At 40.4% G+C, this 12,353-nt stretch carries 11 protein-coding genes and 1 other RNA gene; 2 read left to right on the plus strand and 10 right to left on the minus strand.

The window, feature by feature from the left end:
* Positions 1 to 240: 240 nt before the first annotated feature.
* From alaS to I588_RS13030, 4 genes are all read right to left on the minus strand, one after another.
* Positions 241 to 2,874, minus strand: a complete 2,634-nt coding sequence (gene alaS, locus I588_RS13015) for an alanine--tRNA ligase (protein ID WP_010759213.1) — start codon at positions 2,872 to 2,874, stop codon at positions 241 to 243.
* Positions 2,875 to 3,140: 266 nt separating this feature from the next.
* Entirely contained in the window at positions 3,141 to 4,193 is a 1,053-nt protein-coding gene (locus I588_RS13020; protein WP_010759214.1) for a DUF7278 family profilin-like fold-containing protein, read from the minus strand.
* Positions 4,194 to 4,354: 161 nt separating this feature from the next.
* Complete coding sequence (locus I588_RS13025) at positions 4,355 to 5,704, minus strand: DEAD/DEAH box helicase (RefSeq protein WP_010759215.1); 1,350 nt, start codon at positions 5,702 to 5,704, stop codon at positions 4,355 to 4,357.
* Positions 5,691 to 6,869: a VanZ family protein gene (locus I588_RS13030; protein ID WP_010759216.1), complete on the minus strand. Its 1,179-nt coding sequence runs from the start codon at positions 6,867 to 6,869 to the stop codon at positions 5,691 to 5,693. Before I588_RS13030 ends, I588_RS13025 begins: the two co-directional genes overlap by 14 nt.
* Positions 6,870 to 7,029: 160 nt before the next feature.
* On the opposite strand from I588_RS13030, the gene I588_RS13035 reads away from it, so the two are divergent.
* Positions 7,030 to 7,344, plus strand: a complete 315-nt coding sequence (locus tag I588_RS13035; protein WP_010759217.1) for a hypothetical protein — start codon at positions 7,030 to 7,032, stop codon at positions 7,342 to 7,344.
* Positions 7,345 to 7,357: 13 nt separating this feature from the next.
* Here I588_RS13035 and I588_RS13040 read toward each other — a convergent pair whose 3' ends face one another.
* The 6 genes from I588_RS13040 to I588_RS13060 all read right to left on the minus strand — a co-directional run bounded on the left by I588_RS13040 (position 7,358) and on the right by I588_RS13060 (position 11,669).
* Positions 7,358 to 7,705 carry a hypothetical protein gene (locus I588_RS13040; protein ID WP_010759218.1) on the minus strand — a complete coding sequence of 116 codons (348 nt, stop codon included), beginning with the start codon at positions 7,703 to 7,705 and terminating at the stop codon, positions 7,358 to 7,360.
* Between the two features lie 75 nt (positions 7,706 to 7,780).
* Positions 7,781 to 8,464 (minus strand): HD domain-containing protein, encoded by a 684-nt coding sequence (locus tag I588_RS13045; protein WP_010759219.1) that lies wholly within the window; start codon positions 8,462 to 8,464, stop codon positions 7,781 to 7,783.
* Positions 8,461 to 9,612 carry a THUMP domain-containing class I SAM-dependent RNA methyltransferase gene (locus tag I588_RS13050; protein WP_010759220.1) on the minus strand — a complete coding sequence of 384 codons (1,152 nt, stop codon included), beginning with the start codon at positions 9,610 to 9,612 and terminating at the stop codon, positions 8,461 to 8,463. The genes I588_RS13045 and I588_RS13050 overlap by 4 nt, the downstream gene beginning before the upstream one ends.
* A 639-nt stretch (positions 9,613 to 10,251) precedes the next feature.
* An RNA gene (gene rnpB / locus I588_RS26890) (RNase P RNA component class B) lies at positions 10,252 to 10,619 on the minus strand.
* Between the two features lie 12 nt (positions 10,620 to 10,631).
* Positions 10,632 to 11,039 carry a cell division regulator GpsB gene (gpsB, locus tag I588_RS13055; protein WP_010759221.1) on the minus strand — a complete coding sequence of 136 codons (408 nt, stop codon included), beginning with the start codon at positions 11,037 to 11,039 and terminating at the stop codon, positions 10,632 to 10,634.
* A gap of 72 nt (positions 11,040 to 11,111) precedes the next feature.
* The gene (locus I588_RS13060; RefSeq protein ID WP_010759222.1) at positions 11,112 to 11,669 is read right to left on the minus strand and encodes an SLOG family protein; all 558 of its coding nucleotides are present in this window, start codon (positions 11,667 to 11,669) and stop codon (positions 11,112 to 11,114) included.
* Between the two features lie 67 nt (positions 11,670 to 11,736).
* Here I588_RS13060 and recU point away from each other — a divergent pair, with 67 nt between their 5' ends.
* Positions 11,737 to 12,348, plus strand: coding sequence for a Holliday junction resolvase RecU (gene recU / locus I588_RS13065; RefSeq protein ID WP_010759223.1), 612 nt, complete (start codon positions 11,737 to 11,739; stop codon positions 12,346 to 12,348).
* The last annotated feature ends 5 nt before the right edge of the window (positions 12,349 to 12,353 follow it).

Genomic DNA, 12,353 nt, shown 5'->3' on the forward strand with positions numbered 1-12,353 from the left:
CTGTGTTTATTAACTTTGATTATAACATAAAATAGTAAATCCCACACTTAGCCTAGTTTTTAAGATTTTCGGTCTTTACCTTTTTGTCCTGAGCTGGACTATATATTATTTTCTTTGTCCGCTCTGCTTACAGACTATTTAAATTCAAATTCAAAAAAATACCGATTCCTCAAAAGTCCATCCAAAGAACAGACTTCTGAAAAATCGATATTCTTAAAAACTAATTATCTAAAATACTTATTAAGCCAACCACTCTTCTGCAGCTTTCAGGGCATCCGGTAATCCAGCTGGATTTTTCCCGCCAGCTTGCGCCATGTCTGGACGACCGCCACCACCGCCACCAACTTTCGGTGCAATTGCTTTAATCAGATCGCCAGCTTTTAGGCCTTTTTCGACAGCTGCTGGGGTCATAGCTACTAATAAGTTTGCTTTTTCACCTTGAGCAGTTCCTAAAACTAGAATGTCTGAGTAGTTCTTTTGTTTCCATTGGTCAGCCAACTGACGGAGTTGATTCATGTCTTTCACATTAACCTGCGCGGTAATCATAGTTGTACCATTGATTTCCTTCACATTTTTGAAGACATCTCCAGCTTGCTGGTTAGCTAATTTGGTGCTTAATTGTTCATTTTCTTTTTGTAATTCACGTAATTGCTGCTGCAGCTGTTCTGTTTTGCTGACAACATCCTTCATTTGTGGAGACTTCACTGTTTGCGCAACCTGCACCAGCAGATCTTCTTCTTCACGGAAGGCTTCATAGGCTTCTTGACCAGTTAAGGCTTCGATCCGGCGAACGCCAGCACCGATTCCTGATTCGGAAACGATTTTGAACAAGCCGATGTCTTCGGTGTTGCTGACATGGGTTCCCCCACATAATTCGATTGACCAGTCGCCGATATTTACTACACGAACATCATGTCCGTATTTTTCACCAAACAGAGCCATTGCGCCCATGTTTTTCGCTGTATCGATATCTGTCTCAATCGTTACAACTGGAATTGCTTCCCAAATTTTACGGTTGACGATTTTTTCCATTTCTTTTAACTCAGCCGCAGTTACTTGTCCGAAGTGGCTGAAGTCAAAACGTAAATGTTTTGGAGCAACCAATGAACCTGCTTGGTTGGCATGTTCGCCCAACACTTCTTTTAACGCTTTATGCAGCAAGTGAGTGGCTGTATGGTTTTTCAAAATCTTGTTGCGCATTGCTGCATTAACCTGAAGGAAGTAGCTTTCACCTTTTTTAACAGCCTGCAGCAGTTCCACTTTATGCAATGGCTGGCCATTTGGTGCTTTTTGAACATCAACCACCTTAGCCACTACATTACCGTCTTTGTCCGCCACGATTCCGTGATCGGCAACCTGTCCACCCATTTCAGCATAGAATGGTGTTTGGGCGAAAATCAGCTGCGCTGCGCCACCGCTGACTGCATCAACGACTGCATCGTCTTGTAAAATGGTCAACAATTGGCTTTCTACTTCTAAATGGTCATAGCCGACGAATTCACTTTGAACCTTAATATCCCCTAATAAGGCTGTTTGAACGCCCATCGATGTTTCTGTTGAGCGAGCGGCACGTGCCCGTTCTTTTTGGGCTTGCATTTCTACTTCAAAGCCTTCGTGGTCGACTTTCAAGCCTTCATCCTCAGCTACTTCTTCGGTTAATTCCACTGGGAAGCCAAAGGTATCGTACAGCTTGAAGATTACTTTGCCGTCTAAGGTCGTTTCGTTTTTCGCTTTCAGGTCTGCCAACACATCATTTAGCATTGTTAAGCCTTCGTTGATGGTTTCGTGGAATCGTTCTTCCTCGTTGCGAACCACTTTTTGAATGAAGTCTTTTTGCTGAAGCACTTCTGGATAGTAGCTAACCATTACTTCACCTACGATTGGTACTAATTTGTATAGGAAAGCTTCATTAACTCCTAGTTTTTTACCATGCATAACAGCACGACGTAATAGACGACGAAGTACATAGCCGCGACCTTCATTAGACGGCAGCGCACCATCACCAATTGCAAAGGCCAATGAACGAATATGGTCGGCGATAACTTTGAAGGAGACATCCATTAGTTTGTCTGATCCGTATTTCTTGCCGCTTAATTCTTCTACTTTAGCAATAATCGGTAGGAATAGATCTGTTTCAAAATTGGTTGGTGCATCTTGAATAATCGAAACCATACGTTCTAAGCCCATACCGGTATCAATGTTTTGATGAGGCAGTGGTTCATAGGTATTATCTGGTTTGTGGTTAAATTCAGAGAATACTAAGTTCCAAATTTCCAGATAGCGCTCATTTTCGCCACCAGGATAGTTTTCTGGATCATCTTCAGCTAGATCATTAAAGGATTCGCCGCGATCATAGAAAATTTCTGAGTCTGGTCCACTTGGTCCAACCCCTAGATCCCAGAAGTTGTCTGCTACTTCTACTACGTGATCTGTTGGCAAGCCAATTTCTTCCAGCCAGATGCGTTTTGCTTCAGCATCCTCTGGGTAAACAGTCACGTATAATTTGTCAGGATCAAAGCCGATCCATTCTGGTGAGGTTAAGAATTCCCAAGCCCACTCAATGGCTTCTTTTTTGAAATAATCACCAATTGAGAAGTTTCCCAGCATTTCAAACATTGTATGATGACGCGCTGTTTTCCCGACATTTTCGATATCATTGGTTCGGATAGATTTTTGAGCATTGGCAATCCGTGGATTTTCAGGTGTCACAGAGCCATCAAAATATTTTTTCATTGTAGCAACACCAGAGTTAATCCATAACAAGGATGGATCATTGACTGGTACTAAAGAAGCACTTGGTTCGATCATATGTCCTTTAGATTTGAAAAAGTCTAGGTACATCTGACGAACCTGCGCACTAGTTAATTGTTTCATCGTTTCTCCTCTTTTCTTAAAAATAAAAAAAACTACCACTGCATCCAAGGACGAAAACTCGCGGTACCACCTTGGTTGCAATGATAGATCATTACCTCTTCAGCTCGTTAACGCCGAGTAGCGTTGGTTTTTCAACCAAAAGTATGCCAGGGAGCAATTTGCTAGGTTCATCACGCGGCTCTCAGCTATGCCGCACTTTCTGTGGATGTTCGTTAACAAACCTTATCCTGTCAGTAAGTATAAGAAAAAGCAGCCCAAATGTCAAACTAGATCTTCACAATAATTGCCTTGCGATACAAGTATTCATTTGGCTTCAAGACTTCTTCATGTAAAAGTGTCCGATCAGGTGCATAATAAGTCGACAAAGGCAGCTTATCAACGATTGGCAAGCCTGTACTTAATGAACTGGTGGTCAGCTTCAATACACCTGGATCTTCTGTAATTTCATATCGTTCCATGGAGGTATCAAAGGACAGACCGAACATGTTCAGTCCTGTCATCATTTGGCGAATCTTTTTGCCGCGATACGGATCAAGGGTATTTAAATCATTGCCCCAGCGGAATAAGCGCCGGCTGCCGGCCCCATTTGCATACTCCCACTGATCTTCCGTTAACAAATCAAAATTCCGTTTGCGAACTTTTTTACGTAAGGTAGTATATGTATGGGTCTCATGGGTGTAAACATGATAAAGATCGCTGTTAGGTACTATCTCGATATACCAGCTGTTTTCTCTTAAAACACTTTTAGGAAAGCTCCAGCGGATACTTTCTGATGGGGTTAAATTGGGACATAGGACCTCGCGGATTTCTTCTTCAAAAGCCGAAAACTGATCAGCCTGACCAGTAAAGCTGCCAGTGATCGCATCATAAACACCTAGAAAATTCGTTCCTGCCGGCAATGCGAATCGTTGGACAAACATAGGTGGAATCTTCACCTTCCGCAGGCTGGTGGTTCGATCGTTAATATAATCTGCCAAGGAATGAACATCCAATAAATCGTAGCTGTTCTGCAGCTCTTCAGGAATGTCCACATGTGGTGAATTAGGTGCGGTCTCCAAGAGAGACAAGCCTTTAGTTCCTAAATTCCAGCCTAAAATTGCATCCTTGTTTCCAGGAATGAAAACAAATTCTTCCTCATCAATCAAAAGCTCAAAGGTTTGGCATTTAATGCCGTATAATTCGTATTCTTTTAGTTCTATATCAGTGATTCTCAATAAAGGATTCACAAAGTACATTAATACCTGACTAAATAAGGTTCTTTTTTCCTTATCACTTAGTCGTTTCCAGTAGGACCAGTCCAGTTGATCAACGAGATTCATAGCTCACGTTGCCTCCTTCAGTTTATCTATCCCCCAAATTATACCATTATCTCAAGAATGTGTGAGGAAAATGAAGGAATTATTTGGAAAATAAGCGAGAGAGTTTTGTACCTTTGATGAAAAAACAAGCAATGGACCCTCTTGCCCACTGCTTGTTGTGCTTACTTATTGGAATCTTTTTTGTTTTTACGAATCGAACGCTCTGCTTGACGACGATTTTGGCGGCGTTTTTGTTTATTGGATTCAGAAATTGCTCGATCGATTTTGCGTTTGTAGCCCGGTTTGATTTTTTTCTTTTTCTTCTTCACCAATCCAATCAGAGTTGGATCTAGTTCGTCTTTGTTCTTCTCCCGTTTTTGACGACGGTTGCGATCATAGGTATCCACAATCTCATTGTTTTTAATTTCTTTTGGCTGGAAAGTAATGCCCAGCTTTTCAATTTGATTGATGGCATCCTCATCGCTAGGATTGTATAAGGTAATTGCTGTTCCAGGCAAGCCGTTTCGACCCGTTCGGCCGACACGGTGGATAAAGAAATCCAGTTCATGAGGAACTTCGGCGTTAATAACGTGAGACACGCCCTCAATATCAATCCCACGAGCAGCAAGGTCAGTCGCCACTACATATTGATAATCCAGGTTTTGAACCTGGCGCATTACTCGTTTGCGTTCTCGCGGCGTGATATCGCCGTGAATCTTTGCGACCTTTAAGCCTTGAGACTTCAAGTATTCAGTAATTTCATCCACATGCTGCTTCGTATTGGCAAAAACGATGGCCAAGTAAGGATGACCCAATGTCAACAGCTTGTAGATCAATTGATTGCGGTCTTTTCCTTTAGTTGAAATCAACCAATTGTCAATAGTATCGGAGATAACTGCTTGAGCCTTGATCTCTTCGATAATTGGATTTTCCATATATTTCAATAGGAATGGACGCAATTTTTCTGGAATCGTCGCTGAGAAAACCAGCATTTGAACCTGTTTTGGCAAACGCCCAGCAATTTGATCCACTTCGTTTAAGAAGCCCATGTCCAAAGTCATGTCTGCTTCATCCACGACAAAGTATTTTGCCGTATGAACTTTTAAGGCTTGTTCATTCATCATGTCCAGAATACGACCAGGCGTACCAATTACGACATGAGGCTGATGTCCTTTTAATTTGTCTAATTGACGTTGTTTGTCCGTTCCTCCGACAAAATTAGTGACTCGAATTTCAGTCGGTGAAAACTTAGCGATCTGAATAGCCGCCTGATAAATCTGTGTAGCTAGTTCACGACTAGGTGCAGTAATTACTATCTGCACTTCATCTTGGTTCCCATCTAATTTGTCCATCAACGGCAATAGGAACGTATGGGTCTTTCCTGAACCTGTTTGAGATTGCCCAACAATGTTCTTGCCTTTTTTAATCAAAGGAATGAGTTTTTCTTGCACAGGGGTTGGTTCTGTGAAGCCTTTATCCTGGATTGCTTCCATAATAAACGGCTGGAATTGGAAATTTTTAAATGTTGCCATTTTCTACCTCTTTCTTTTCTAGCGTACTTCTCGTGTACGTGCGGCTCGCCTTCTCATGGAAGAGGCGCGGACTTCTTCTTATGAGAGCATACAATAAGTTGAAGACAAATAAAAGCAAAATTCCAAAACTTATCAAAGCTAAAATAGAATACGCGATAAATAGTACATGATCCGTGGTGGTTAAATGCGTAATACTAAATTGGAAAATTTGACTTATGATAAACATTAACACATAAAAAAAGCTGTAGCGTTTCACTAAAGAAATAAAACGAACTCTGGAATGATCGTCTTCTTCCACTTTAATCCGTACAACCTTCTTCCCAACGGTTTGCCCTTGCCAGAAATACATTAAGATCATGAAATAGCAAACCACCTTTAAAACAAACCAACCCAAAGTATTGCTTAACTTGGCTGTGTCTGCTAAAAAGCTAGTATCAGGAAACAAGGCTAAAAGAATTTGTAAAACACCTGTAACTAAATCAATGACTATCCAATCAATGATTGCGGCTATCCCACGGCGCAATAATGAGACCTTGTGCCCTTTCTCCAATGATTCTTCGTCCAATTCATTCCGAGTTGGCAGAAAGAACGTGAACAATGGGGCGCAAAGATAACCGAAAGCACCGCCTAAAGTATTATGCAGCAGGTCATTCACATCAAACAATCGATAAGGCCTAGGATAAATGAAATATAGGCCGCTTAACTGCGTTAACTCAAAAAAGAGCGACAAACAAAAGCTGGCTATAATCGTCTTCTTCCATGAAAAGCGGAAATAATACCGACAATACACACCAAAAGGAAATAAGAGCAAAATATTAAATACAGGTTCCAGAAACACTCCTTGCCGCATAGCTGGCAAATAGGTGCTGGGATCATTGATGCGCAAAACTGTTTGATTCATGAAATTTTCCCATGATTGAAATAAATGCAGATTATACTTAGGGCTTGTCATGGCTGCAACCTCTTGAATGCTTGGTAATGGCAGAATGATTAAAAAGTAAGCACACAGTAAATAAAAGACAAATGAATATAGTATTAGGCTGCGTTTCTTACCTAAAGTGCCATATTTCCGATAGTAGTAAATTAAAAATGGAACGGTAATAAAAAAGGCCAAAAATGGAAAAAAGATCAGTGCCGTTTTAATGGGAAACACATAACTAGACATAGCTTAACCTCCTGTCATTACTTTACTGAATTTTTTTCTTTTTCACAAAGACTAAGTATTTACTTGACTAATTTCCTTAAATTGTGAAAACTAGTAGATAAAGATAGCGCATCAGTTTTTGCTATCTGTACCTTACTTTTTGAATAAGGAGGCTTGTTTTATGCTAAATGCTACCTTTGCTTTTGGTGTTCCGATTGGACTTATTGTTTTATATCTTGGTTTCTGGTTCATCAAAAAGACAAAATACTCAGATTACCGCCGGTTTGTATTGGCGTTGATTTCAGTTTTCTTAACGACTTTTAGTTATCAGGTTTATCGTTATAGCCAAACAGTTCTTTTAGTTAACTCTGCAAAAGACTTCAAACAGTCTTTTGGCTATAGTCAGAATCTACTGATGATCCCTTTGCTGCTGGGAATTGTTTTGACTATTCTTAATTTCATCCTTTTATTTCAACAATTCAGAAAAAAAGAATAACAGGGGCTGCCTGTTATTCTTCCATCTGAAACCATTCGATTTCTACCTGCTCGATCTGTTTAAGTATCTTCAGATCAAGATCTACCCATTCTTTCGAAGCTGGATAATAATAGTTACTCTCCAGCGTGTCTTCAATATTATTCAACAAGTCCTGATCACTCCATGAATACTTATAGGGATTATCCATCAAGATGTGAAGCAAATAAGGATTTTTTAAAAGCAAGAACTCTTCTCCATATTTATAAAGCAGGACTTGGTAAGTCTTTGTTTCCATTCTCCCACGAATTGCAAATAAACCTTCCCCAGGATTCGAAAGAAGGGCTAACATCTTCTCCGGCTGTATCATCTGTCGATTTAACATCCTTCGATCCCCTTTCCTTGCACCTTATTATACGAAAAAGTCGCTCATAAAGACATCAATTAGTTTATTAATTTTTTATTTTATCATTTTCTCTTCATTTTCATCGGAAGTCAATAACTTTCCATCCCACTCAGCATAAAATTCTGACAAAAAGTTTTTCGTGAAGATCGTCCGTTGTTTGGCTTCAGCCTGCCCAGCAGATGTATTCATGGTTTTTTCCAATAAAAGAAGTTTTTCATAAAAATGATTGATTACGGTACTTTTTTCCCGATATTCGGCTTTGGTTTTGAAGTTTTTGGGTGCTACATCTGGCAGATATAACGGGCTTTCGCTGTGTCCACCGTAGTAAGCCGTCCGCATAATACCAATCGCTCCTAAAGCATCAATTCGATCCGCATCCTGAACAATCTGGCCTTCTAAAGTTAAGGTTGCCTTCCCCATTTCCAATTCACGGGAATATGACAAGTTATCAATAATAGCTAGTACATGATTGATCCTTTCAGTTGACCATTCTAAAGAAGCAAGGAAGTCCACAATATTTTGACGCTCTTGCTCTGGATCGCTAACCACTTTGTCATCAATCACATCATGCAGGTAGCTGGCTGCCCAAATGACAGCCAGATCTCCTGCTTTCTCTTTTTCTCGCAATGCTTGAGCAATTTTAGCTACCCGTTCACTATGGAAAAAATCGTGCCCGCTAGTATCAGTATTAAGTTTTTCGTAGCTATATTGGCGAATTGCTTCTAGGTTTTCGCTCATTTGTTCTCTTTTCTCGGTGGCCGCTGCCCCCAATATTGGAATAGGTCCGTCCGAATTGCTCCGTTGTATAGCTTGCGTTTTTTCGTTGCTTTTGATCCATAATACTCTTCAAAGGCTAAATCACTGGTTAAAATGTATTTGCTCCAAGTTTTTAACGGTGCAAAGACTTGTCCCATTTCATGGTACAATTCATGTACTTTTTCTTCATCCCCTAAACGTTCGCCGTAAGGAGGGTTCGCTACGATTACACCATATTCTTTATCTGTTTTAAAATCCTTAATTGCCCGCTGCTTGAAGGTGATTGAATCTCCTAAGCCGATTTCTTCAGCATTTCGTTGCGCAATATCAATCATATGTCCATTGATATCAGAACCAGCAATATCCAGCTCAATATCGTAATCCGCCGCTTCATCCGCCGCTGTCCGCACTTTTTCAAAAACGGCTGGATCAAACCAATCCCACGTTTCACAGACAAATTCACGATTAAAACCAGGAGCAATATTATGTCCAATTAATGCTGCTTCAATACACAAAGTTCCAGAACCGCAAACCGGATCGTAAAATGGACGGTCTTTTCGCCAATTGGTTAATAGAATTAAAGCTGCTGCCATGTTTTCCTTTAATGGAGCACCACCTTTTTCTAAGCGATAGCCGCGTTTGAACAAACTTGGGCCAGTTGTATCAATGGTCAATACCACATGATCCTTCAACAAAGCTACTTCTAATTGGAAAAAGGCACCCGTTTCTGGCAATGGAACTCGAGCTGGACGATGGTAAACTTCACGCAAACGTTCAACAATTGCTTTTTTAGTGATAGCTTGGCAATCCGGCACACTGTAAAGCTTTGACTTGATTGAACGGCCGGCTACTGGAAATTGTGCATCCATTGGTAAAAAATCTTCCCAAGGCAATGCTTTTACCTTTTCAAACAGCTCATCAAAGGTGAAGGCATCAAATTCGCCAACAACAATTTTGATGCGATCCGCCGTACGCAGCCATAAGTTCGCTGTCGCGATAGTCTCTAAATCGCCTTCGAAACGAGCCCGGCCATTTTCCACCTGGCACTCGATCCCTAAATCCCGTAATTCTTTTCCTACCAGTGCTTCAATACCGGCAGCCGCTGTTGCGATTAATTGATATTTTTTCATGTTCTGCTCCTTGTCTCTGTCTATATGTAAGAAAGGCTTCGCAAACTGGTCAGCCAATTGCCGACAAAGCTAGTTTGTGAAGCCTAACATCTCCATACTTCTTTTGTTAACAACATCCTATCCTATTTTACGGCAGCGGATCCCAAATAAGGAATCTTTTTCCAAAAACTGAAAAATGAAGTTGATTGTCGTTCGCATACCATCCAACTAAACTTTATCCGATAGATAAGGATCAACATTTAGATAGCTATCCCGCAATTTGATCCTGCGAAAAGTTGGACTGGCAGCTATCTCTAAGTAAGGAATTCATTTTTCAAAAACCGAAAAATGAAACTGATCATCGCTACGCATACCATCCAACTAAATTTTATCCGATAGATAAGGATCAACATTTAGATAGCTATCCCGCAATTTGATCCTGCGAAAAGTTGGACTGGCAGCTATCTCTAAGTAAGGAATTCATTTTTCAAAAACCGAAAAATGAAGCTGATCGTCGTTCGCATACCATCCAACTAAACTTTATCCGATAGATAAGGATCAACATTTAGATAGCTATCCCGCAATTTGATCCTGCGAAAAGTTGGACTGGCAAAAAAACCTTCTCAACATAGTTGGAAGGTACCCTGAAATCCTGCAATTTTCTGTAAGCCATGTTCTGTACGCAAATCAGCTCAGGGAAGTTGACTTGCGTGGTAACCATCTATCTCCGACTAAGTCGGCTCCTTCATCGTTCATTTCCTTAGAAGAAGTGCCCCTACCGTTGTTTGGGTTGCTCGCTCGAGGGGTTTACCGCGTTCCACCATTCTAGTTTCCTAAAATGCTTCGTCACTGTGGCACTTTCAAGAATACTCAGGCATAGATTGCTCCTTAGCCCTTTTTTCTGCCGTTACTCCGTAAAGAGTACCTTAGCTTATGGTTTCGCTAAGCACGAACACTACAGACAATCTCAGTCTTGTGCGAGCATGGACTTTCCTCAGCTGCCAAAGCAGCCGCGATTACCCGAAAATTGCAAAAGTCAATTAAAACTGACGTGTCTTTTCGTTGTCGTCTTCTGCTTGTGTGTAGTTGTTTTTAATGTCATCTACCGCAGTTTGAGTCGCTGAAGCTTGTTGATCAAGCTTCTTGCCGAATACTTCACGTTCAAGATTTGACAAACGTTTCAAGATATCAAAGTTTGTCACTGCTGAGCTCTTAGGAGCCGCTTCTTTTACGCGAGTTGCTGACGGCTGAGCTTTAGATAATTGATCCACTTTTGCTTTCAAACGATCGTTTTCTTCTCTTAATGCCAATAAATCCTTATTGTATGCTTCGTAGTCTTTAATGATATTGTCCAGGAATTCATCTACTTCGATTGGATCGTATCCACGCATCTTCGTTTTAAATTCTTGTTCCAGGATATCATTAGGAGTATAAATTACGTTCGCCATTTTTCCACCTCATTAACGTCTTTGACTAATTATAGCTTTACTTAACTATCATAGCGGATAAGGCTGCGGAAATCAAACACTATCATCCAAATCATACGAATTTTCTAGATCGTCCATTGAAATTGTTTGCAGTAAATAGTCATTTTGTTCCTGAAACTTCTCAATGGATGAAAGTAAAAATTTTGTTTTTCCAGGAAATTCTGGATCGTAAACTAGTAAGGCTGCATCGGTATGCTGCAGCATGAATTGGGTATAATTGCGAAATTGAACCGGATTCTGATAAGGATGGTGACTGACTGAATCTACAAAATCCGCCTTTCCTTGCAGCTCTGTCAGCAAAAGCTGGTTAGCTTCGTTCCATTTACCACCGAATTCTTCAAAAGGAAAAATGATTGCCAGCTTCAATTCAGGATATTCTTCTTTAAGTTCCCAGGCTACCTGCCCTGCCCAAATCTCACAACCCAGGTTGCCACCTGTCATAACCCATTCCAAACCATTTTCTAAATAATTCTTAAGCTCGCGTTTTAGAACTTTTTTGATTATAGTAACTCGTGGGTCTTTTTGATTAAAAACCCCCATTTCAAAGCTTTGATAGCCGCTAATGTATAATCTTTTGATAATTTCTGCCATATTTTTTTCTCTCTTTCAGATAAAAAGTGAATTTTTTGTTATAATGTCAGACAGGAGCGTGATAAGCATGGCCTTCCGTTACCCTAACGGTCAATTATTTTCATCGAATAGTGCGCCAAAAGACAACTCGAAACTAGCGAAACGAACAAATTTCGCCAATCGTGGGATGCGTTTTGAGGAAGCCATCAATCATAGTAATGATTATTACCTTACCCATGATATCGCAGTTATCCATAAAAAACCAACACCGCTTCAAATCGTTAAAGTGGACTATCCGCGAAGAAGTGCAGCAGTCATCAAGGAAGCTTATTTTAGACAACCTTCCACAACTGATTATAATGGTGTATATAAGGGCTATTATTTGGACTTTGAAGCCAAAGAGACCAAAAACAAAACGTCCTTCCCTTTTAAGAACTTCCATGAACACCAGATTGATCATATGCGGAAGTGTTTAAAGCAAGGCGGTATTTGTTTTATTTTATTATGGTTTTCCAGCATCCAACGCTGTTTCTTTCTGCCCAGTGAAGTATTAATCACTCTCTGGGAGCAGCAAGCATCCGGAAAGAAATCAATGACTTTATCTCAAGTCGAAACAGAAGGAATCGAAATTTCTCCTAAAATAGCACCACGGATTCCTTATTTAGATGCTGTTGATGAATTTATTTGTAAAAAGGAGTAACTCAC

The organism is Enterococcus pallens ATCC BAA-351 (assembly GCF_000407485.1).
In the GTDB taxonomy this organism is placed as follows: domain Bacteria; phylum Bacillota; class Bacilli; order Lactobacillales; family Enterococcaceae; genus Enterococcus_A; species Enterococcus_A pallens.

What these genes read in the sequence shown, in the direction of transcription:
- I588_RS13020 (WP_010759214.1), bottom strand. Translation starts at nt 4,193, where the DNA reads ATGAATCTCGTTGATCAACTGGACTGGTCCTACTGGAAACGACTAAGT.
- I588_RS13025 (WP_010759215.1), bottom strand. Translation starts at nt 5,704, where the DNA reads ATGGCAACATTTAAAAATTTCCAATTCCAGCCGTTTATTATGGAAGCA.
- gpsB (WP_010759221.1), bottom strand. Translation starts at nt 11,039, where the DNA reads ATGGCGAACGTAATTTATACTCCTAATGATATCCTGGAACAAGAATTT.
- recU (WP_010759223.1), top strand. Translation starts at nt 11,737, where the DNA reads ATGGCCTTCCGTTACCCTAACGGTCAATTATTTTCATCGAATAGTGCG.
- I588_RS13050 (WP_010759220.1), bottom strand. Translation starts at nt 9,612, where the DNA reads ATGAAAAAATATCAATTAATCGCAACAGCGGCTGCCGGTATTGAAGCA.
- I588_RS13035 (WP_010759217.1), top strand. Translation starts at nt 7,030, where the DNA reads ATGCTAAATGCTACCTTTGCTTTTGGTGTTCCGATTGGACTTATTGTT.
- I588_RS13030 (WP_010759216.1), bottom strand. Translation starts at nt 6,869, where the DNA reads ATGTCTAGTTATGTGTTTCCCATTAAAACGGCACTGATCTTTTTTCCA.
- I588_RS13060 (WP_010759222.1), bottom strand. Translation starts at nt 11,669, where the DNA reads ATGGCAGAAATTATCAAAAGATTATACATTAGCGGCTATCAAAGCTTT.
- I588_RS13040 (WP_010759218.1), bottom strand. Translation starts at nt 7,705, where the DNA reads ATGTTAAATCGACAGATGATACAGCCGGAGAAGATGTTAGCCCTTCTT.
- I588_RS13045 (WP_010759219.1), bottom strand. Translation starts at nt 8,464, where the DNA reads ATGAGCGAAAACCTAGAAGCAATTCGCCAATATAGCTACGAAAAACTT.
- alaS (WP_010759213.1), bottom strand. Translation starts at nt 2,874, where the DNA reads ATGAAACAATTAACTAGTGCGCAGGTTCGTCAGATGTACCTAGACTTT.